This is a genomic window from Chishuiella sp. (genome assembly GCF_032109125.1).
Taxonomy (GTDB): domain Bacteria; phylum Bacteroidota; class Bacteroidia; order Flavobacteriales; family Weeksellaceae; genus Empedobacter.
Genome location: NZ_DAMCLZ010000005.1, coordinates 43627 through 63246, shown reverse-complemented (window position 1 = coordinate 63246; position 19620 = coordinate 43627). Strand labels below are relative to the sequence as shown.

29 protein-coding genes are annotated in these 19620 nt (G+C 25.8%); 26 read left to right on the top strand and 3 right to left on the bottom strand.

What is annotated here, in order from left to right:
* Positions 1 to 380: 380 nt before the first annotated feature.
* The gene (locus RT575_RS07285; RefSeq protein WP_313579864.1) at positions 381 to 725 is read right to left on the bottom strand and encodes a helix-turn-helix transcriptional regulator; all 345 of its coding nucleotides are present in this window, start codon (positions 723 to 725) and stop codon (positions 381 to 383) included.
* Between the two features lie 139 nt (positions 726 to 864).
* On the opposite strand from RT575_RS07285, the gene RT575_RS07280 reads away from it, so the two are divergent.
* The 15 genes from RT575_RS07280 to RT575_RS07210 all read left to right on the top strand — a co-directional run bounded on the left by RT575_RS07280 (position 865) and on the right by RT575_RS07210 (position 11536).
* Positions 865 to 1083, top strand: coding sequence for a hypothetical protein (locus tag RT575_RS07280; protein WP_313579862.1), 219 nt, complete (start codon positions 865 to 867; stop codon positions 1081 to 1083).
* A gap of 61 nt (positions 1084 to 1144) precedes the next feature.
* Positions 1145 to 1732 carry a hypothetical protein gene (locus RT575_RS07275; protein ID WP_313579861.1) on the top strand — a complete coding sequence of 196 codons (588 nt, stop codon included), beginning with the start codon at positions 1145 to 1147 and terminating at the stop codon, positions 1730 to 1732.
* 34 nt (positions 1733 to 1766) lie between these two features.
* A complete protein-coding gene (locus tag RT575_RS07270) occupies positions 1767 to 1967 on the top strand; it encodes a hypothetical protein (protein WP_313579859.1) in 201 nt (66 codons plus the stop codon).
* Positions 1968 to 2196: 229 nt separating this feature from the next.
* Positions 2197 to 2373 (top strand): hypothetical protein, encoded by a 177-nt coding sequence (locus RT575_RS07265; RefSeq protein WP_313579857.1) that lies wholly within the window; start codon positions 2197 to 2199, stop codon positions 2371 to 2373.
* Positions 2374 to 2390: 17 nt separating this feature from the next.
* Positions 2391 to 2918 (top strand): Nmad5 family putative nucleotide modification protein, encoded by a 528-nt coding sequence (locus RT575_RS07260; protein WP_313579855.1) that lies wholly within the window; start codon positions 2391 to 2393, stop codon positions 2916 to 2918.
* Positions 2918 to 3316, top strand: a complete 399-nt coding sequence (locus tag RT575_RS07255) for a single-stranded DNA-binding protein (RefSeq protein ID WP_313579853.1) — start codon at positions 2918 to 2920, stop codon at positions 3314 to 3316. The genes RT575_RS07260 and RT575_RS07255 overlap by 1 nt, the downstream gene beginning before the upstream one ends.
* 27 nt (positions 3317 to 3343) lie before the next feature.
* Positions 3344 to 3682: a hypothetical protein gene (locus tag RT575_RS07250; protein WP_313579851.1), complete on the top strand. Its 339-nt coding sequence runs from the start codon at positions 3344 to 3346 to the stop codon at positions 3680 to 3682.
* 94 nt (positions 3683 to 3776) lie between these two features.
* Positions 3777 to 6980 carry a DNA primase gene (gene dnaG, locus RT575_RS07245; RefSeq protein WP_313579849.1) on the top strand — a complete coding sequence of 1068 codons (3204 nt, stop codon included), beginning with the start codon at positions 3777 to 3779 and terminating at the stop codon, positions 6978 to 6980.
* A gap of 303 nt (positions 6981 to 7283) precedes the next feature.
* Positions 7284 to 7559, top strand: a complete 276-nt coding sequence (locus RT575_RS07240; protein WP_313579847.1) for a hypothetical protein — start codon at positions 7284 to 7286, stop codon at positions 7557 to 7559.
* A 30-nt stretch (positions 7560 to 7589) separates the two neighbouring features.
* Entirely contained in the window at positions 7590 to 7793 is a 204-nt protein-coding gene (locus tag RT575_RS07235; RefSeq protein WP_313579845.1) for a hypothetical protein, read from the top strand.
* Between the two features lie 3 nt (positions 7794 to 7796).
* Positions 7797 to 8027 (top strand): hypothetical protein, encoded by a 231-nt coding sequence (locus tag RT575_RS07230; RefSeq protein ID WP_313579843.1) that lies wholly within the window; start codon positions 7797 to 7799, stop codon positions 8025 to 8027.
* A gap of 278 nt (positions 8028 to 8305) precedes the next feature.
* A complete protein-coding gene (locus RT575_RS07225; RefSeq protein ID WP_313579841.1) occupies positions 8306 to 8692 on the top strand; it encodes a hypothetical protein in 387 nt (128 codons plus the stop codon).
* An 80-nt stretch (positions 8693 to 8772) separates the two neighbouring features.
* On the top strand, positions 8773 to 9273 hold the full coding sequence (locus RT575_RS07220; protein ID WP_313579839.1) for a hypothetical protein: 501 nt from the start codon (positions 8773 to 8775) through the stop codon (positions 9271 to 9273).
* Between the two features lie 11 nt (positions 9274 to 9284).
* Positions 9285 to 9815, top strand: a complete 531-nt coding sequence (locus RT575_RS07215) for a hypothetical protein (RefSeq protein WP_313579837.1) — start codon at positions 9285 to 9287, stop codon at positions 9813 to 9815.
* Positions 9816 to 9865: 50 nt separating this feature from the next.
* Positions 9866 to 11536, top strand: coding sequence for an SGNH/GDSL hydrolase family protein (locus tag RT575_RS07210; protein ID WP_313579835.1), 1671 nt, complete (start codon positions 9866 to 9868; stop codon positions 11534 to 11536).
* 24 nt (positions 11537 to 11560) lie between these two features.
* Here the strand turns inward: RT575_RS07210 and RT575_RS15605 are convergent, their stop codons facing one another.
* Entirely contained in the window at positions 11561 to 11698 is a 138-nt protein-coding gene (locus tag RT575_RS15605) for a DUF1660 family phage protein (RefSeq protein WP_409515951.1), read from the bottom strand.
* A 232-nt stretch (positions 11699 to 11930) separates the two neighbouring features.
* Between RT575_RS15605 and RT575_RS07205 the strand changes: the two genes are divergently transcribed.
* The 11 genes from RT575_RS07205 (at position 11931) to RT575_RS07155 (ending at position 18557) form a co-directional block, all read left to right on the top strand.
* Complete coding sequence (locus tag RT575_RS07205) at positions 11931 to 12395, top strand: phage holin family protein (protein ID WP_313579833.1); 465 nt, start codon at positions 11931 to 11933, stop codon at positions 12393 to 12395.
* Between the two features lie 5 nt (positions 12396 to 12400).
* On the top strand, positions 12401 to 12841 hold the full coding sequence (locus tag RT575_RS07200; RefSeq protein WP_313579831.1) for a glycosyl hydrolase 108 family protein: 441 nt from the start codon (positions 12401 to 12403) through the stop codon (positions 12839 to 12841).
* Positions 12831 to 13469 (top strand): putative peptidoglycan-binding domain-containing protein, encoded by a 639-nt coding sequence (locus RT575_RS07195; RefSeq protein ID WP_313579829.1) that lies wholly within the window; start codon positions 12831 to 12833, stop codon positions 13467 to 13469. Before RT575_RS07200 ends, RT575_RS07195 begins: the two co-directional genes overlap by 11 nt.
* A 3-nt stretch (positions 13470 to 13472) precedes the next feature.
* Positions 13473 to 14039 carry a hypothetical protein gene (locus RT575_RS07190; protein ID WP_313579827.1) on the top strand — a complete coding sequence of 189 codons (567 nt, stop codon included), beginning with the start codon at positions 13473 to 13475 and terminating at the stop codon, positions 14037 to 14039.
* A 59-nt stretch (positions 14040 to 14098) separates the two neighbouring features.
* Positions 14099 to 14305 (top strand): hypothetical protein, encoded by a 207-nt coding sequence (locus RT575_RS07185; RefSeq protein ID WP_313579826.1) that lies wholly within the window; start codon positions 14099 to 14101, stop codon positions 14303 to 14305.
* A gap of 65 nt (positions 14306 to 14370) precedes the next feature.
* Positions 14371 to 15216 (top strand): hypothetical protein, encoded by an 846-nt coding sequence (locus RT575_RS07180; protein ID WP_313579824.1) that lies wholly within the window; start codon positions 14371 to 14373, stop codon positions 15214 to 15216.
* Between the two features lie 181 nt (positions 15217 to 15397).
* Positions 15398 to 15721, top strand: a complete 324-nt coding sequence (locus tag RT575_RS07175; RefSeq protein ID WP_313579822.1) for a hypothetical protein — start codon at positions 15398 to 15400, stop codon at positions 15719 to 15721.
* A gap of 9 nt (positions 15722 to 15730) precedes the next feature.
* A complete protein-coding gene (locus RT575_RS07170; RefSeq protein ID WP_313579820.1) occupies positions 15731 to 15952 on the top strand; it encodes a hypothetical protein in 222 nt (73 codons plus the stop codon).
* A complete protein-coding gene (locus RT575_RS07165) occupies positions 15900 to 16223 on the top strand; it encodes a hypothetical protein (RefSeq protein ID WP_313579818.1) in 324 nt (107 codons plus the stop codon). Before RT575_RS07170 ends, RT575_RS07165 begins: the two co-directional genes overlap by 53 nt.
* A complete protein-coding gene (locus RT575_RS07160; RefSeq protein ID WP_313579816.1) occupies positions 16220 to 16867 on the top strand; it encodes a hypothetical protein in 648 nt (215 codons plus the stop codon). The genes RT575_RS07165 and RT575_RS07160 overlap by 4 nt, the downstream gene beginning before the upstream one ends.
* Positions 16842 to 18557 carry a hypothetical protein gene (locus tag RT575_RS07155; RefSeq protein WP_313579814.1) on the top strand — a complete coding sequence of 572 codons (1716 nt, stop codon included), beginning with the start codon at positions 16842 to 16844 and terminating at the stop codon, positions 18555 to 18557. The genes RT575_RS07160 and RT575_RS07155 overlap by 26 nt, the downstream gene beginning before the upstream one ends.
* Positions 18558 to 18653: 96 nt before the next feature.
* On the opposite strand, the gene RT575_RS07150 is transcribed toward RT575_RS07155, so the two are convergent.
* The gene (locus RT575_RS07150) at positions 18654 to 19496 is read right to left on the bottom strand and encodes an AbiJ-NTD4 domain-containing protein (protein WP_313579812.1); all 843 of its coding nucleotides are present in this window, start codon (positions 19494 to 19496) and stop codon (positions 18654 to 18656) included.
* Between the last annotated feature and the right edge of the window lie 124 nt (positions 19497 to 19620).

Here is a 19620-nt window from a genome sequence, read left to right as displayed (position 1 = left end):
CTAAAAAAATATGAGCAAAAAAAAAAGCTTCACAGAATTGTGAAGCTATAAAAATTGGCGATCCGGACGGGACTCTCAAAATTAAAATAAAACACTGAAAAACAGTTGTTTTGAGAATCTACGTTCCTATTTCGTTACAAAAAATGCATTAATGAAGGAACAATAATAAAAATATGAAACTGAAAATGGCTATAATTAATAATTAATTGATATAAAAAAGAGAGAAATTGGAACGAAAATATTTTACAAAAACTCTCTTTTTTTAATTGGTTTAATATTCTTTTACTTTTTTTAAAAAAAATGTATTTACTGAAGTAATTACAAGGTTTTAAAATATAAATAATGGAACGAAAAAACTCAGCTAAAAACCTTTTAAATAGCTACTTTGAATTAGTTATTATTTTTAGAATAGTATCGAGTTTATTATTTATAATAGAAAACTTTTTAGCTTCTGAATATTCATCAATACTCTCTTTAACTTCACTAATTTTATTTTCATATTTTATAAAATCATCATATTGAGAAATTGAATCATTAATCCAATAGTCCATTGATAAATTAGGAAATACCTTTTGAATATTTTGTAATAATTCCCAATTTGGATTTCTTCCTCCCAAATAGTTATATAATGTTTGACGAGATATATCAAGTTTATCAGCTAAATCTTCTTTAGTTAAATTATATTTTTCCCTTTGGTACTCTAGTTTGCTTGAAAATGTATTCATTTAGAATTATTTTTTTTAAACATTTTTTAGACATTTTGTTGTTTTTTGTAAATAAACGTGTACATTTGCGTAACAGAATATAACAAAACGTAACAAAAATAAACAAAAAATAGACAATAGAATTATGCATATACATAAAATGAAATTAAGTTCTCTATTTAAGTATTTACCAAATAAGTATAGTAAAGAAGTTTGTACACGTATGAAGTTAGAATTAAACAATGCTAATAAACAAAAAATTTGGCGTGTAAAAAATGGATTAAGTGGAGATGCAGAGATTTTAACACACTTAATAAAACTTGCAAAAGAACAACAAAAAATAGCAAAGAAAAATGAAAAGCTTTTAGAAGCTGAATAATATTTTTTTGCATTATTTAAAACAAAAATTAGACAATAAAACAAAAATTAGACAATCCGCTATGATTAATCAAAATTTGTATCCAGGAATGATTTCTTCTGAAATTGAATTTTTTACTACTGGGAATGATTTAAAAATTTTACAAAATGGTAAAATAATGTCATTTAATGACATAGATTCTAAAGTTTTTAATATTCTAAAAACTGCAATGATAAAAGATACTGAAGCTTATTTAGCATTATTGGACTGGCATCCACTGAACGAAAATAAGCAAGTAGAACAATTTACAAAATGTAGATTCGGAGGGTTAGATTTTAATGCAGATATATGTTCTTCTGGAAAACTTCAAAAGGGTGAATATTGGGAATGTCCATTACGTGGTCAATGTACCTCAGAAGGGAAAATATGTAAAAACATAAAATTTAAAAATTCAATTATTTCTTTTTCAGAAATTCGATTAATTCAATGTTTAGTAACAGATATGACTAATGATGCTATATCATTAGAACTAAAAACTAAACTTGGTACACTTCATTACCAAAAAAGGCTTTTGTATGAAAAATTAGAAATTTCTACAAAACAAGAATTAACTGTATTTGCTTTTAAATACAATTTAATTCCTTCAAAAATTTTAATAGGCAATCAATAACATATAACTGAAGTTTAATTTAATTTTTTAAAAAATGAGTTTAGAAAAATTATCAAAAAGTGAATTATCAATCACATGGAATGTATTGGATATTATCCAAAGAACACAAAATTTTAATATAGAACAATCAACAAATGAAGTTCTTGAAAATTTTGATTCAATTGAAAAATTGAAAGATAGGGTTATGGGAGAATTAGTAAAAAAAATATCTCTAAAAGAGGTGGAAACTTTTTAAATTCTTAGAAATGGACAAAGTAAACCAATATGAAGCAATTGATGCTTGGTTAAAAAAATGGGTAGAGTTTTTTAAAGATGAAGAAATTTAGACTAATATCCTGGGATATTGATTACGATGTATATCAATGCACAAAATGTGGATGTACTTTTCAAATAAAACATATTTGGAAGAATATTTTTTTGAATTAAAATAACCGTAAAATTTACAATAAAACAAAAAATAGACAATGAGATATTTTACAGAAAATGGTAAAGAAATTACTGATAGAGTAAAAGATGGACGAACTAAAATTTTTACTAATCAGTTAGAAGCAGAAAAATATGCAAGGCAAAAAAAATCATATTATTATCCTTTGTTCGCCTTAGATAGTAAAAAATCATTTGCATTCGGTATCCCTAAATAATAATAAAAAGTAAAAAAATGAGTAGAATAAGTAAAGATTTAGCAAATACAATTTCAGAGAAATTGACTATAAAATTGGACAAAAAAATTAGTGAAATCCAAAAAGAATTGACTGAATATGTTTCAGAAATATATTATAAAAGAATACCTGCAAAAGTAATTGAATTAAATAAGGAATTTCCTTCATATATTTCTAAAAGTATAAGAATTAAATTTTTTGGAAATGGTTTAAATGGAGAAGAATTTAAGTTTATTAGTCCTTTACCATGTAAAACTAATGAGGATTCATTTTATGGAATTACTATTAATGATTTAAATCAAGATTATTCTAAAAAATTAATAGAGCTAAACAATAAATGTGAAGCTCTTAAAGCAGAAAAAATACAATTAAAACAAAGTATTTATAATGCTCTACTGCAGTTAGTCACTTACAAAAGAATCATAGAACAATTTCCAGAAGCTGCACCATACTTAGAGCGTAAAGATGCTTATGCATTAGCAATTCCTGTTGAAGATATTAGAAAACAGCTTAAAAATCTTGAATAATGGCTATAAATAACTTTCAAATAATAGGGCATGTAGGTAATGATCCAAAATTACATTACTTCGAAAATTCAGAAAAAATATCAATTCAATTTTCAGTAGCTATTTCAAAAAAATGGAAAACTGCAACTGGAGAGTTAAAAGAACAAACAACTTGGGTAAGATGTACTAGATATACAAAAACTCATGAATTAGCAAAGTATATCAAAAAAGGAGATCGTATATATTTAGAAGGTGAGGCTCAAGCAACAGCATATATCAAAGATGGTAAAGCTATTCCTCAATTAGAAATGTTGGTTAATAAAATAGAATTTTTATCCATAAAACCAATAGGTTCAACCCTTCCTGCTCCATCTGATATTCCTCCAACAGGTAATGAAGAAGATGATTTACCATTTTAATTAATCATAAATAATAAATTATAAAAAATGCCAATCGAAAATAAAACACATGATACATACGTATTAGGATTAAATCAAAAACGTGAAATCACATTCTTTAAAACTTATGATTATCCAAAAGAACAAGCTGAAGCACAAAAAGATTTAAAGTATGTTCAAGAAAACCATTCTACTTGGGAAATTGGAGATTTAAAAAATAAAATACAAAATTTATTAAATGTTCAAAAAAAGTGGGATGATTTAGATAATGAAATTTCTAAATGTTATCCAGAATGTTTTGATGATGATGAAAATGAAGAATGTTATGAAAACGCAGATTTATGCACTATTGGAGAATTAGCAGCCCAAACATTTGGTTATTTATAATTAAATAAAAAATGAAAATAAAAGTATTCAATTTATAGGATTGTTTTTCAATCCTATAAATTATACGCTTAGTTTATTTCTAAAATAATCCGCTATGTCATTAATAAAAGAAGAATTTATTGCAGAATTACTATCACGTGTAGATATTGTTGAAATATTTTCTCGTGATCATAAAGTTTCTAAAAGAGGTGCTAATTATATATGTTTATCGCCATTCAAAGATGAAAAAACACCATCTTGTATAATCTCACCATCAAAACAAATGTTTTATGATAAATCAGCCGATATATCTGGTAATATATTTACATATTTAATGAAGAAATATAATTTTTCTTATCCAGAAGCTGTAAAAGATTTAGCAAAATTTTGTACAATGGATGTACAATATGAAGATCAAGCTACTGCAATTAAATATGAGGAAAAACAGAAAAAAATACATGAATTAAAACCTATATTAAAATCTGTTCAAAGGAAATTTGTACAACAATTAAAAGAGTTACCTAAAAATCATGAAGCTTGGTCAGAAATTAAAAAAAGAGGATACTCAGATGAACAAGTTGAACATTGGGAATTGGGTTATGCACCAGGAGGAAAATTCATCTACAATTTATTAAAAGAAAATGGTTTAGTTGAGTTAGGTCGTGATTTAAATCTTATCAATGAAAAAAATAAAGATAAGATTTGGAATAGACTTACATATCCAATTTATGATGAACGTGGAGAAATTCTTGGATTTTCCTCAAGATCTTTAAACCCAGAAGATCAAACAAAATGGATGAATCCAGCTAATACTGAAATGTATAATAAAAGCAATCAGTTATTTGGATTAAATTTTGCGTTGCAATCAATATCAAAATCAAATACTGTTTGGTTAGTAGAAGGTTATAATGATGTTATTGCATGGCAAGAAAATGGTATTATTAATACAGTATCTCCTTATGGTAAAGAACTAGCAGAAGGTCAAATCAACAAATTAAAACGATTTGCAGAAAAAGCAATAGTTTGCTTTGATGGTGATAAAGCAGGAATAGATGCTATTCTTAGAAATGTACCAAAATTATTTGCTAAAGGTTTTAATGTAGAGGTATGTATTTTACCTGACAATTTAGATCCTGACGATTTTATAAGAGAATATAAAATAACTCCAGAACAAAAATTAAACAATTTCTTACGTGAAAAAGGATTAATTGAAAATGGATTTTCTTTTTTAATGGAAAACTGGATAATTGGTGATACTACTATTGAAAAAGCTGAGGGTATAAAAAAATGTGCTCGTGTATTATCTACTATAGAAGATAAAACACATAGAGAAATCTATCAAGAAATGTTGCAAAAAGCTTCTAAGCTATCTAAAACAACATTAAAAGAAATCATCAAAGATTTAGATTCTATTAAAATTGAAAGAAAAAATATCAATCTTTCAGAATATGATTTACCTACTAAATTACAAGATGTAGATATTTCAAAATATCAATCTCAAATAAGAGAATATTCATTTTTTCAACATGAAAATGAGATTTGGGCATTAGTTGAACGTAATGAAGAATTAGATACATTCAAATCAATTTCTAATTTTGAAATAGAAATCATTCAACACATGAATGATGATAAATTTCCTAAAAAACTTTTTAGGATTAAAAATAAACGAGGTGTAGAACGAATTTTTGATGCACCTGCAAACTCTATGCAAAATACTGGAGTATTTACTACTGTTCTTGAAAATCAAGGAAATTACAGATTTAAAGGTCGTACAAATCACTTAGATAATTTAAAAGATTATTTATTTGATTCCATGGGAACAGGACGTGCAGTAGATGTTTTAGGGTGGAATCCTGAAGGTTTTTTTGTATGGAATAATCAAATAACAATTCCTGGTACAGGAACTGTAAAAATGGATGATAATGGAGTATTTCATTACAATGATGTTACTTATTATGTTCCATCGGCTAATGGTATTTATAAAAATAATCCAACAAGATATATTTCTCAAAAAAGATTCATTGTGAAATCATCAAATTTCACTTTAGAGGATTACTTATCTCAACTTAGAAAAGTTCATAGAGATCATGCTATCACTGGTATATTATTTTTATTAGCAGCAGCTTTTCATGATATTGTCAAATCAGAAATATCAGCTTTTCCATTATTATTTTTATTTGGTCCTGGATCTTCAGGAAAGGATCAATTATCACAAGGTTTAAGATCATTTTTTGGAGACATTCAATCAGTAATTTCTTTATCTTCTAAAAAATCAACAGGTAAAGCACAAATACGTGAATTTGCCCAGTTTGCAAATGTAATTACACACCTTTCTGAATACCGTAATGGAGATTTAGAAACTAATGAAATGTTAAAAGGTCTATGGGATTTAAATGGTTACAAGTTTGGAACATTAGATTCTCGTGTATCATCTGATGAAGTTCCTATTCTTTCAGCTCCACTTGTAACATCTAATGATTGTCCAACCGAAGAACCTTTAATTATAAGAATGCTATGGGAGGAAATGGTCGTTAATAGTTTTGATGAACAAGCTAAACAAAATTTCAACAAATTAGATGATATGATAAAAGAAGGTGTATCTCATTTTATGGTAGATATACTTTTAAAAAGGCATTTAGTTGAAGAACATTTTACACGCCAATTCAGAAATTATAAATCTAGCCTGACTAAGAGAAATGCATTCATGGGTTTACCTGAAAGAATTGCAACAAATCACGCAGTTATTGCAGCAATGTATGAAATATTTCACAATGAAATACATTTTCCATTTACCCGTGATGAAATGTTATCTCATTTTGATGTAATGGTTACTGCACAAAGAAGAAGAATAGAGAATGAAAGTGTTATTCAGAAATTCTGGCAATTATTTATCACATGTTTGAGACCTTCTACTCCATCATATTTAAAAAATGGAGTTGATTTTAAAGTTGATGGTAAAACTATCTATTTTAATTTTTCATTTGTTTATGGTCGTGTTCAGCAAGATTGGTACAGAACATTCAATTCCTCTGCACCAACAAAAAATGAATTAAGAAAAGCATTGTGTGAAGATGATGCTTTTATTGGAAGTTCTAAAAGTGTTAGATTTTTAGAAGGAGTAAATACATCTGCTTTAATTTTTGACACATCTAAACTTGAACAAGAAGATGTTTTAGATATTAATTATTCAATAGATATCCAAGAGCGTAATAAAAATAGTGATTCCCCTGTAACCCCATCATTGTTTGATAATAAAAAAGAGAGTTTGGCGAATTCTGACACAATAAATAAAGAAGTAGAAGATGATTTACCATTCTAAAAACAAAATGTTAGTTAAAAAATGTGTCAATAAAACTCATAACGACACAATATTTTTTCCAACATTTCCAACAAATATTAAAATATTGATTTTAAGTAAATTAAATATAAAAAAAGTGTTGGAAAAGTTGTGGAAATGTTGGAAAGTGTTGGAAAACGTTTTTTATTTCCAACACTTTCCAACAAAAAAACATGCAAATAACAGTTTAAATAATTGTAAATCAATTTTTTAGTATTGTTGGAAAACGATTTTATTTTTTCACTTAATAGAAACAAATTTTAGACATTTTAATAAAAAATAGACATGAGTGTAGCAACAATAAATATAAAAAAAGCAAAATCTTCAGATTTTAAAACTAAAATAATAGATTATTCAGGTATTCCTAGAATGGTTATACGTGAAAACTTTCCATTTTTCATACACTTAAAAGAATTTAATGTTTTTGCTGGTCCAATTTTAATGAGTTCATCATTAGACATGAAATTATTTAAAAAATATTTAGATCAAAATCTCATTTACATTTTTGAATCATATGATACATCAATATTATATGAAGAATTGGGATTAGAAAAAAAATGAAGAAGAATCAGAACCTAAAAATGAAATTGCATGCTAAATGTTGTAGAACAGGCAAAAGTTATATTAATAATTAACGATTGCCAAACAATTAATGAAGTTGTAGAATGTACCAATTTTATATATGGTTATATTTTAGAATTAGTACAAAATAAAGAAGAGCTAAAACAGATGCAATTTTTTTTACAAAAAACATCTTTCTCAAAAATTAAAGAATTTTTAATTGAAAATATATAAAATATGAAGATACAATTTTATACAGTGTTAATACTTATAGTTTTAATAGTTATAATATTAATAGTAATATCTGATAATAAAGAAAAAAAAAGCATAATTAATTCTAATGAAAATGAAATTAATTTTTTAAAACAAAGAATAGAAAATCATGAAGAATTTATCGAAAAATTAATAGAAGATAATTATGAATTAAGACAAAAATATTATCAAGATTTTGTTAATAGAAGATATTAATTTTTAATAATTACTAATGAAAAAACAACTCTCAAAAAAGAAAAAAATACATTTCTAATAAAAGCAACAATACATGCTTTAGCAATATTAGAAGAAATGGACAATGCAGGTGTTAATTCTGAAGAATCAATTCAACTTAAAACCTTGTTAGAAAAGGTACAGAAATGGCATTTGAACAACCTATATTACAATCTACAAGTTTTATTCAAAACTTAGAAAATAAATTTGAAACGGCTATAAGAAAAACGGCTCAGGAGTTTAATATAAAATTATAATAGATGAAAAAAATAATTCAAATAATTATAAAATCTTTAAATGAAAGAAAAATACTTAAAGAACAGTATTTACAAATTGAGATATTATCAAATAAAATAGATTTTAAGACTAATTTAGAAATTTACAATCTGATTTTAATTTTTAATAGAAAATCTGCTAATTGGGATTTAGAAAAAATCAATAAAAAATTTAATTTCCTATTAGCTAAAGGAACTCCTACTATTGACTTATATATGAAATTTATTATTCAATATGAATCAGTTAATCAAAAACATTATTTAGAATTAAATAAGCTTTGTGAAAGTTTTAAAAATTTAGGAAAAATAGATATTGATTTTTCTCAAATACATAAGAATATCCAGATAAAATCTAATAAAGGATTTTTATGATTAATTTATAAACAAAAAATAGACATTAAAATAATTAATGTCTATTTTTTTGTTTATTTTTGTAATAATCCTTTTTTATTATGAATCAACAAAATAAACATTTAAGAGTTGTATGTAAAGTTAATTTATATACCAATGATAAAGTTGCATCTATTTTAGTAGATGTAGAAGAAAATAATACTTCAAAAAAAGGATTTTACAAAACATTAGTTGCTGGTACAGCTATCAATATTAAGCATTCAAGATCTTCTTTATCTTTTAAGCAAGATTATGAAGAAACGAGAGCTGGAGGAGTATATACACAAACTGTTCAATTTTCTTATAGATCTAATACAAATGAACATGCATTAGAAAGTGAATTTCTAAAAAAAGTAAAACTAATAGGATTAATATTATCAGATGGATCAGAAATAATTGTAGGTCGAAATGATGTTAAACAAAATAGAAAACCTACACTTTCATTTGCATCTGATTTAAATTTTACAGAAGCAAAATTTACTTCAAAATCAATAATACCAGCAACAATTAAAAATGTCGTAAATACAGGTTACACTTTTACATATCCTTTCATTTATATCTAATTAATTTTATCATGAGTACACTAATTCAAACTACTATTCGTCCAGAGCTTATTCCTATATTATATGATTTTTTTGAAGGTAAAGAATATACTATTGCAGGTAAAAAAGTAAAAGGTGTAAAAATAGATTTAAAATCTTCACTTGGTAGATACATAAGATCTATGTGCGAAAAAGCAGAAAGACCTACAACCAAAAGATTTTATAATATGGTTTTTGAAGTTCAAGATTTATCTTCTAAAATATACTCAGCATCAGTATATCAATATATTGATGGTAAAAATCATTTTTTGAAATTACCAGAAGAATTTGTAGAAGATCTTAATCATATGCTTGAAGATATATTTAGAACTTCAATCAATTCATATTTGAGAGGTTATGAAGGTACAGGAAAGATTAAAGAAGGTATTCGACAGTATATGAAAGATTATGATTTAGAAGAACATGGACATACATTAGAATCGATAGAAAGGATGTATATGAGATACAAAAAATCATCAGCTAAACTAAAACGTTTTCAACATAAATGGACTTCTGATGCTTAATTGCGTCAGTTTTTTTTTACAACAATACATCTAATTTTCAATAAAAAATTATGGAAATATCTTATCCTGTATGGCTACCAAAAACATTTGGTTCTCAACAAAATGCTGAAGAAATGAATGCTCTTGTACAAGTTCTTCAAAATCATGCAGAAAATATATCTGAACAACACAAAAGATTAGTAGCTTCATCTGGAGGAATTTATCCAGGTAAAATTTCAACGACATCTACTCTACCATCTGATTTAGGACAAGGTGTTTTTTTAGTAACTCAACCAGGTACATATAAAAATTTTGGTAATGTAGTTTTACCTGCTGCAGATGCTACTAATAATTATATGGGATTTATTTTTTGGGATGGGAATTCTTTTTCTTTGGATTACTTTCCTATTGCCAAACCTGACATGACAGCAGTAAATGATGCTATTGAAAAAATAGATGATTTTATTGAGAATTTTCATGTCGATGTAGATAAAGAATTTGATGTGAATTCTGAAAACCCAATAGCAAATAGAGAGGTTGCTTCTGTTTTGTTTCCTAAAAATTTTAATTTAAACCCTTCTAGTGTTTCTAATTCCTCGAATAGTGATTTAGATAGCACGGCTGATAGGTCAGTATATAACAGAACAAGTAGTTCGGAATATAATATTAACAGTTTAGGTGTTTATAATACTTGGACTTTTTTATCAATAGACAACTCGAAAAATAATATAGAAAGGGTTAAGGGAAAATCTGTAGGGTATATTGATACCGATTTGTTTATTCCAGCAGTTATTATATTCAATAGCAAAAATGAAGTAATTAAATATATAGATAACAGAAATACAAGTAGTGTCAAGATAGGAAGTACTAAAAATTATTATTTTGATTTTGATTTTGAGGTTACTTCAGATATGTATAAAATAATAGTTCAATACAAAAAGGATACTTCTTATACAAAATATTTAAACATTAAAAAAAATAGTTCAGAGAATGGCTTAGAATTTCTTAATAAAAAAATTGGGGATTTTTCAAGTTTAAATTTTGCATTTATCGGCGATAGTATAACTTTTGGAGTAGGCACAGATAAAACATATCATTCTTTTTTAGCTGATGATTTACTCGTTAATAACACTTCTTATGCAGTTAATGGTGCTCAATACAATCAAATGTTAACACAATTAAATACGGCAAAATCAAGCGGTATTAATTTTGAAACAATTTTCATTTTTGGAGGAACTAATGATTATAATTCCAACATACCTTTGGGTGATTTTTATAATGAATTAACTGAAAGTGTAAATAAAAATGGAACAATGCAAAATCTAAAACGAAAAGATTATTTATACAATTCCTCGACATTTAAAGGAAGAATTAATAATTTATTACTTTTTGCAAAAAAGAATTTTCCTAATTCTCAAATAGTGTTAGTAACTCCATTACATAGAGGTTACGCTACTTTTGGTTCTACAAATGTACAACCTGCAGAAAATTATTCAAATTCTCTAAATTTATATATAAATGATTATGTGAACGCAATAAGAGAAGCCTCAGATATTTATTCTGTGCCGTTACTAGATTTATTTAAAATTGGAAATTTATTACCAACGTTAGAAGAATATAATAGTTTTTTTACTAATTCATCAACAGATATGTTACACCCTAATAGAGCTGGTCATTATAGATTGTATCAAATATTTAAAAAATGGATAACTAATAATTTAGTTATTTTTTCAGAAGAATAATTGAAAACTATTTTTTAATAGTTTTCAATATGAAAAATCTCCGAATCCTGATACAGGACCTTCATTAATATATTCTTGTGTTTTATTACAATAACAACAAGTTCTTAATGTTTTTGAAGTGTAATTCCATTTATGGATATTGAATTTGCAATATAATTTCATCTTATTTTTTTTTCAAATATACAAATCCCTCTTTATAAGTGGGATTTTTCTTTGTCCTTTCTGAAAAACATTGATTTCTGCATTTTTGAATTATAAAATTAGACCAAAACTATAACCTACAACTAACCTATTTGAGACAGTTTTTTTAAATAAAAAATGTAAAATCCTTTTAAAGAGATTTTTTTGTGTCAACAAGTTATTTTTTTTACTATGAGATATTTGAGTAAAAAATATGAGATTGTATGAATGCTTTGGTACAGATGCTACTACCAGCAATATTATAAAATGCTTTTTTTATGGTTTTTTTGCTTTAATAAACCTAAACTATGACATGGCTTTGTTTCTATTCTTTGCTATGATGATAGATATGTTTTTAGGAGTTGTAAAAGGAATTATACTTGATGAAAAAATTTCTCCTAGAATATTTATGTTTGGTTTTGTAACTAAACTATTATTATTAATAATACCATTCACAGTTTCTGTATTAGGAATAGCTTTAGAAATGAATTTTGTATGGACAGCAGACTTAGCTGTAAGAATATTATTGGCAAATGAATGTCTTTCCATTTTAGCTAATATACTTTCTGTAAAAAATAAGAAAAAAGTTGAAAATATCGACTTAATCACAATTTTTATTAGCTGGATAAGAAAAACCTCTGTAACAGTATTTGAAAAAATGTTAAACAATAAAAAATAGTAACAATGGCAAATTTTAATAATGCTTACAAACGAACTTCAGTTAATGAAGGAGGTTATGCTGATGTAAAAGGTGATAACGGAGGAGAAACTTATAAAGGTATAGCCCGTAATTTTCATAAAACTTGGGAAGGATGGAAAATTATTGATGCTTACAAAAAAAAGAATGGTCCAATTAAATATGGACTTATCATCAAAGATTCAAATTTAGACGAATTGGTAAAGAAATTCTATAAATCTAAGTTTTGGAATGTTTTAGACGCAGATTCAATAGAAAGTCAATCTATTGCAGATACTTTATATGACTTTGGAGTGAACTCTGGTCAATCAAGATCTATTAAACAAATTCAAAAAGCTCTCGGAGTATCTGAAACAGGTAAAGTAACAGATAACTTATTACAGTTAATAAATAATCCATTAAACAAACTATTAGAAAATGAAAAATAAACTACTAATAATTTTATCGATTTTTCTTTTAACATCATGTTTTAAGAATAACAATTTATCAGATCAAGGAAATGAAATTACTCCAACTACTGTTTTGGACGTAAAAACAGAAAAAGACTCAATTGAAATTGAACCAGCTTTAATTTTTCCTATAAATAATTTTGATTCAGTTTACAAAGAATATCAATTAAATTATTCTATTTGGAAAGATTTAAATATCAGTAATAAACGAGGGTTGTTTTACAGAAATCAATATGATAATATAATCAATCAAGGGAAAAGTATTCTTTCTAAAAAAAACACTCAACAAGATTTAAAATCAGAAATTAAAATTCTTCTAAATAAAAAGATTGCAGTTTTTCAGGAGGAAAATAATTTAAAGTACACTTTTACTCCTGATACAATTCCTCCTATTAATCAATTATATTACGATTCCCTTATTTCTATAAATACTAATATAACTTTTGATATAAATGAATTAAGCAATAAAAATAAAGTAATAGGTAATGAATTGCTGCATAAAAAGCTGGTCGTTGAAAACGCTAAATATTATTTAAATATAACAGTTCGGAATCCATCACAAGATAAGTTTTTAAGAGGCTGGATGAATAGAGCTTTTAATCAGTAGCTTATGAAGAATCACAGAAAAATAGTGTCATTAATAGCACTTCTTATATCATTTCTATTGATTATAAGTTTTTACGGATGTAGAACTTCAAAAAAAATTGTAGAAAAATCAAAAGTCGATATTGAAAAGTCTGAATTAAAAATTAATAAAATTGATTCTTCTATTTCAATTCAAAAGAATAATAACCTTAATAAAATTGATTCTTTATCCTGGTCCAGCTACATGAAGGAAATTAATTTTTCATTCAAAGGGTTAGATAATAATGACGAATTGGAAATAATTAAATTAAATAACGGTTGGAAATTTAAAGGGAAAGGAATAATTAACGGAAAATCAATTGACAATAAAAAAGATTCTTTAAATTCATCAAATAACCATCAAATAATCAATGAGCGACTAAAGTTAGATTCTAGCTCAAAATCAGAAGTAAAATCAAATGACAGTCAAATAGAAATCGACAAGAATAAAGAAAATCAAACACTTGGTTTTACAATAGGAGTTCTAGTTGCATTAATATTACTTGGAGCGTTAATGATTTATTTAATTTATAAGTATTTTATAAAAAAATAATTTTAACGACTTATTTTGTCGCTTAAAAATAATAAATTACAACCATTAAATTTTACCTAATGTTACTTGATGCCAAAAAAAACAGCAAACCATTAAAAGAACTTTCAGAAGAAGACAAAGATTTTCTAAAAAATAATTTATTAACACTATTCATGGACTGGAATGGCAGTGATTCTGCATCGGATGAAAATATAAGAGCCGACATACAATTAGCAGTCTTTTATTGTATTGAGTTAATAGGTAAAAATAATCAAAAAGCTACTTAAAAAAGTAGCTTTTTTTGTGTCAGTAACTCAAAACAATAATAGAAGGATATTTAAAACAAAAACGTATGAAAGCAGACATTTTAAATATCATTAAACATCCTTCACTTAGTAACTCAGATAAATTTAATCTACTATTTGATTTTTATAAAAAAAATCAATCTAAGGATAGAAATCTTGAATCAAATTTCAATAAAATAGGTTGTACGCCACATCAATTTTCTAAATTAATTTATGAAGTTAAAAAAGTTTATAAAATATCTGATTTAGAAACAGTACAACATATTTACACATCTCCAGAAACAATTACAAAATCTATAGATGAAAATATCATTGATTCATCTGAATTTGTTGGAAAAGATGAAAATATTTTAAAAAATTATAATCCAGAACTAAATCAAACTGAGAATTTAGAAAATAAGAATAATGATCTTCCTATTCGTGTAGAATTCCCATTTTTAAATTCAGAGGAATGTCCAGAGGAATTCAAGATTTTAATTAATGATAAAATCACTGCATATAATAAAATAGTTGCTGGTCGTGGTGCATTAGACGATCCAAACACACCAGAAGAACAACGAGCAGAAATTGCTAAAAATGTTTCTGAAGCTGATATATTAAATTCATTGATTTATGATGAATTGAAACATTACCAAGAAACTGGAGATATCTTAGGAAATCATCAAATATTTTCAACACATAACTTAAAAAAATCAATTGAGAATATGACAGCTGAACAAAAAGTTCAAAGAAAAGAATCCTTAAAAGGTCAAATTCGTGTTGCAAAAGGTTATAAAACAAAATCTGAAAATAAAGGTGATTTTGATAAAGCAGAATCATTAAAAACCAAAATAGAAAAATTAGAATTAGAAGGAAATCTAATTATAAAATCTTTAGAAAAAACAAATAATTAAGCACTGCCTGTTTAAATATCTTTTTTTACTCATTTCCAACTTTAGCGATTACTTCAAAAAAGTTGGTTTTTAATCCTAAATAAAATGGAATTTATCAATAACAAAATTGAAGAACTAAAACATCATTTAGAGGATTTAAACTCTATATTGACAGATAAAACTTCTTAATGAACAAATTAATATGAAAAACATTCAATTAATAATTGACCGATTAGAAAATATAGATGCTAATCTCAAAAATCCTTTAATGCCAGCTGATATTTCTGTTGAAGCACTTAAGGATATTATTCCAGAAGTTATTTATGACTTGAAAAAATTAACTGAAAATACTTTTATTTCTGTTAATAATGAAGTTTATAGCGAAAAACAGATTACAGACGCTTGGGATACTTGGTTAAATGATTATGTAGAAAATCCAAATGAATTTGAAGAAATAGGTTCTGATTTAGCTACAGGCGAAAATTCATTAAAAGGTTTAATCTATTATTTAGAGAAATCTTTATAATATAAACAAATGCAAAATATAACTGATTTACATAACGCAATATCAGCTATCGAAGATTTTAGTCATTCTTCACAATTACCTTATCCAGAAGAAGTAAAACAAATGATGTTGAAAGAAGAATTTCCAAAATTAGTTCAAGACCTCAGAGAAGCTTACGAAAAATTAAATCCTAAAAAAAATGTCAACGCCATTTCACGAAAATCCTCTTTTCCTATCCGAGGAACAATATGAACAACTTGAAAAGTTAGCAGGTGCCAATTTCTCATTACGCAAAATTGCACAGTTTTTAGATGTTGATGAAAATATATTTATAAAAATAGCTAATACTAAAGGAACAAGAATTTATCAATCAATAAATCGAGGACGAATGGTAGTTGATTTTACCATTAATAATGCCATGATAGAAAAAGCTGCTAAAGGTGATACTTCTGCAAATTTTCAATTTGAAAAGAATAAAGATGCTAGAAAAATAGAAGAAATTAAAAAACACTTTTTTGGATGAAAAAAGAAGAAATAACATTACAAGATATTTACGATTTTATAGATTGTAAATATGGTCCAGATGATATAATTCCAGAATCCAAAAAATCAATAATAGAACATCTTGATTTACTTGATAAAATACGTTCAATGCATTTACGTATAGATCAATATGGTTGTGAAGATCACATAATAAATCATTTAATTACTGTAGAAGGATTTTCTCGTTATTTAGCAAAAAAATATTATAATCAATCCTTAGAATTTTTCTATTGTGATAATGAAATTTCTAAATCTGCCTGGAGAAATATAATAGCAGATAAAATGGAGCGTGGAATTAATGCTGCTATCATGGCTGCAAAAGACACGAAAGATTTTGTAGCTGCAACTAAACTTTGGGCTGAAGTTGCTAAAATTAGAGAATTAGATAAACAAGATCCTCCACAACTAAATACAGATGCTGCAGGTAAAATGTTTGCAATTTATACATACGATCCTAAATTATTAGGTTTAGATACTATACAAGATAAAAATTTAGTTAAACAATTTATAGATAATCTTGAAAATGTAACTGAGAGAGAAAAACAACTAGCTTATCAAGAAGCTATGTTAGAACCATTAAAATTATTTCCTGAAAAACATGAAGACGTTCGCAAATCTGATTGATGATCCATTAGTTGATGGACGTTTTTCATCTTGGATAAAAATTTTATCCGACTTAGTTTCTCCTAAAAATTTAGATATTATTTCTGGACGTGCAACTGCAAAATCTTCTGATATATTAGCAGAAAGATCTATGCGTATAGCTGAAGATATGCCTAGAGCTTATTTTGCATGGGTAGCTGATACTTACGAAAATGCAATAGGTAATGTTAGAGATGCTCTAGTTGAGGGGTGGAACAGAAAAGGATGGATAGAAGGTGTACATTATGTTTTGGATGAACGTCCACCAAAAGAATTTGATTTACCATATAAATCACCAAAATCATTTAAGCATACAATGTCAATTTACAATGGATGCTTTTTCAAAATAGTATCATTAGATCAACCATCTTCTGCTGCTGGTAATTCCTACCAACACTTATTTGGAGATGAAGTAAAATATTTTGATGATAAAAAGATTGGTAAGTTATTCCCTGCTATCCGTGGAGAATATACCAAATTTGGAGATTCTGTATATTATAGAGGTCATTCATTTACTACTGATATGCCAAATCCTATGCATAAAGAATATGATTGGATTATGAAGCAGGAAGAAAACATGAATGTAGATCAAATAAAACTAATATTAAATTTAGCTCATGAAATAAATGAGGATAAAAAGAAATTATTTAAAGCTTATAAAAATCGAGATGATCTAGCTATTCAAAGAATTCAAAAAAGAATAGTTAAATATACCATTGCATGGCGACGAGCTAGAAAAGATTCTACCTACTTCTTAATTGGTTCATCATTAGCTAATTTACAGATACTAACTTTAGGATATTTTGAAGATTCATTGAAAACGTTAGGTATTGAAGAATTTAAAACCTCTATTTTATCTTTAAAACCTACCATTCCTCAAGGAGCAATGTTTTATGCTTATTTAGGACCACATCATTTTTTTGATGATGGTTTACGTGAAGATTATCTATCAAACTATTCATTAAAAGAAGAATTCAATCCATTAGCAAAGCATATAAAAAAACCATATTATGATAAAAGACAACCTGTATCTGCAGGAATGGATTTTGGTGATATGATTAGTATGGTTACAGGTCAAGAAAATAAAAATTATATATATGCTTTAAAAAATTTCTTTACTCTACCACCAGAAAGCACAGCACAAATTGCTGCAAAATTTGTTGATTTTTATGATGGTCATGAAAAAAGAATATTGAATTTATATTATGATCGCTCAGGAAATCAATATGAACAAGTAAATAGAGATTGGGCAACAGATGTTAAAAATGCTATTGAAGAATATTCTTCCAAAATAGGACAAAAATGGAAAGTAAATTTAATGTCAAAAAACCAAGCAACTATTTATCAAGATGAAGAATATTATTTCATGACAAAATGGTTAAATGAAGGTATTGCAGGTATTCCTAATTTAAGAATTTATAGAAAATTTAATAAAGAATTAAAATCTTCTTTAGAAATAACAAAAGTTATTACAAAAAAAGATAGAAAAGGGAAAACCAAGATTCATAAAAATAAAACATCTGAAAAATTGGCAATGCATCTTAGACCTATGTATTCTACAAACTTTTCCGATGCTTTTAAATATTGGATTATGCGTAGAATTTGGCGAACATCTGCATCATCAAGAAGTACAAGTTCAAGTACATTTATTGATACTGAAATTATTGAATAATTCGTATATTTACAACATAGAAATTTTAGTTTTAGCGGATTGAAATTTATCTATTTTACAACCTCCAAATATGCCAGTATTTGGAGGTTTTTTTTATTAATTTGCTTTATTTAATTTTTCAATTAAATAATTTGTAAACGATGAACAAATTACCAACATAAAACGTGCATCTTCTTGTTTTATATCAGATTCTTCCAATAACCCATGACGTATTCCATCTTCTTCACTTGTATATCCATAAATAGTTGAAAGACCACTTCTAAAAACTTTATTTATATAAATATCATTATCCTCTAATTTTTTCAATGCTTGACCTAATGATAATTTAGGCTCATTAGTCAAAATTGTAACAAGTGATTCTACAGCAGAAATAGATTCTTTTATTGAATTTCTATAATCTGGATTTGTTTTATTTGAAAATAACTCAATTGCAGTTTGTAAATGTAATTGTACAGGTTTAAATTGATTTGAATTTAAAATAGCATCCTCAATAGATTTAATTTCTTCTTCATTTATTATTGGAGTTATTTTTCCATCTACAAAACGATATCCAGAAAGTTCTGACTCCAATTTTTTATTACAAACATCATAGAATATTTCACTTGGATGTAGATTAGAATTCATAGAAATAAACTCTAATAAATTGTAAATATTATACCATTCTGTATTAAAAAAATAATCTCTCAAATTTTTATTAAATTCTGTTACACTTCTTGGTATTCTATCGATAGTTTTTTTAAAATAACCAACCCAAATTTTATTTATCATTGATTGATAATTTCTTGAATTACTTGAATCAAAAATATTATTTGAATTATATTTAGATAAATACATTATATCGATAATATTCCAAAGAGCATTTTTTAAATCACTATCAATTCCATCTATTTGTATAATTGTTTTTGGTTCAGTATATCCAAATCTATCAGAGAATTTCATTTTATATTTTTTTAATTTAAGTTCAAACAAATATCTAAAATTTTAAATTCAAATTAATTAGAACTATTCTAAAGAATAACATTTTACTATGGAAATAGTTATTTTAATAACTTTAAATAAAAAC

Bases quoted from the DNA above. Each gene is read 5' to 3' on its own strand.
- RT575_RS07250 (WP_313579851.1), top strand. From the start codon at position 3,344: ATGCCAATCGAAAATAAAACACATGATACATACGTATTAGGATTAAAT.
- RT575_RS15605 (WP_409515951.1), bottom strand. From the start codon at position 11,698: ATGAAATTATATTGCAAATTCAATATCCATAAATGGAATTACACTTCA.
- RT575_RS07175 (WP_313579822.1), top strand. From the start codon at position 15,398: ATGAAAAACATTCAATTAATAATTGACCGATTAGAAAATATAGATGCT.
- RT575_RS07265 (WP_313579857.1), top strand. From the start codon at position 2,197: ATGAGATATTTTACAGAAAATGGTAAAGAAATTACTGATAGAGTAAAA.
- RT575_RS07185 (WP_313579826.1), top strand. From the start codon at position 14,099: ATGTTACTTGATGCCAAAAAAAACAGCAAACCATTAAAAGAACTTTCA.
- RT575_RS07160 (WP_313579816.1), top strand. From the start codon at position 16,220: ATGAAAAAAGAAGAAATAACATTACAAGATATTTACGATTTTATAGAT.
- RT575_RS07170 (WP_313579820.1), top strand. From the start codon at position 15,731: ATGCAAAATATAACTGATTTACATAACGCAATATCAGCTATCGAAGAT.
- RT575_RS07255 (WP_313579853.1), top strand. From the start codon at position 2,918: ATGGCTATAAATAACTTTCAAATAATAGGGCATGTAGGTAATGATCCA.
- RT575_RS07260 (WP_313579855.1), top strand. From the start codon at position 2,391: ATGAGTAGAATAAGTAAAGATTTAGCAAATACAATTTCAGAGAAATTG.
- RT575_RS07150 (WP_313579812.1), bottom strand. From the start codon at position 19,496: ATGAAATTCTCTGATAGATTTGGATATACTGAACCAAAAACAATTATA.
- RT575_RS07180 (WP_313579824.1), top strand. From the start codon at position 14,371: ATGAAAGCAGACATTTTAAATATCATTAAACATCCTTCACTTAGTAAC.
- RT575_RS07225 (WP_313579841.1), top strand. From the start codon at position 8,306: ATGAAAAAAATAATTCAAATAATTATAAAATCTTTAAATGAAAGAAAA.
- RT575_RS07155 (WP_313579814.1), top strand. From the start codon at position 16,842: ATGAAGACGTTCGCAAATCTGATTGATGATCCATTAGTTGATGGACGT.
- RT575_RS07285 (WP_313579864.1), bottom strand. From the start codon at position 725: ATGAATACATTTTCAAGCAAACTAGAGTACCAAAGGGAAAAATATAAT.
- RT575_RS07220 (WP_313579839.1), top strand. From the start codon at position 8,773: ATGAATCAACAAAATAAACATTTAAGAGTTGTATGTAAAGTTAATTTA.
- RT575_RS07215 (WP_313579837.1), top strand. From the start codon at position 9,285: ATGAGTACACTAATTCAAACTACTATTCGTCCAGAGCTTATTCCTATA.
- RT575_RS07165 (WP_313579818.1), top strand. From the start codon at position 15,900: ATGTCAACGCCATTTCACGAAAATCCTCTTTTCCTATCCGAGGAACAA.
- RT575_RS07195 (WP_313579829.1), top strand. From the start codon at position 12,831: ATGAAAAATAAACTACTAATAATTTTATCGATTTTTCTTTTAACATCA.
- RT575_RS07190 (WP_313579827.1), top strand. From the start codon at position 13,473: ATGAAGAATCACAGAAAAATAGTGTCATTAATAGCACTTCTTATATCA.
- RT575_RS07240 (WP_313579847.1), top strand. From the start codon at position 7,284: ATGAGTGTAGCAACAATAAATATAAAAAAAGCAAAATCTTCAGATTTT.
- dnaG (WP_313579849.1), top strand. From the start codon at position 3,777: ATGTCATTAATAAAAGAAGAATTTATTGCAGAATTACTATCACGTGTA.
- RT575_RS07270 (WP_313579859.1), top strand. From the start codon at position 1,767: ATGAGTTTAGAAAAATTATCAAAAAGTGAATTATCAATCACATGGAAT.
- RT575_RS07235 (WP_313579845.1), top strand. From the start codon at position 7,590: ATGCTAAATGTTGTAGAACAGGCAAAAGTTATATTAATAATTAACGAT.
- RT575_RS07230 (WP_313579843.1), top strand. From the start codon at position 7,797: ATGAAGATACAATTTTATACAGTGTTAATACTTATAGTTTTAATAGTT.
- RT575_RS07200 (WP_313579831.1), top strand. From the start codon at position 12,401: ATGGCAAATTTTAATAATGCTTACAAACGAACTTCAGTTAATGAAGGA.
- RT575_RS07210 (WP_313579835.1), top strand. From the start codon at position 9,866: ATGGAAATATCTTATCCTGTATGGCTACCAAAAACATTTGGTTCTCAA.
- RT575_RS07280 (WP_313579862.1), top strand. From the start codon at position 865: ATGAAATTAAGTTCTCTATTTAAGTATTTACCAAATAAGTATAGTAAA.
- RT575_RS07275 (WP_313579861.1), top strand. From the start codon at position 1,145: ATGATTAATCAAAATTTGTATCCAGGAATGATTTCTTCTGAAATTGAA.
- RT575_RS07205 (WP_313579833.1), top strand. From the start codon at position 11,931: ATGAGATTGTATGAATGCTTTGGTACAGATGCTACTACCAGCAATATT.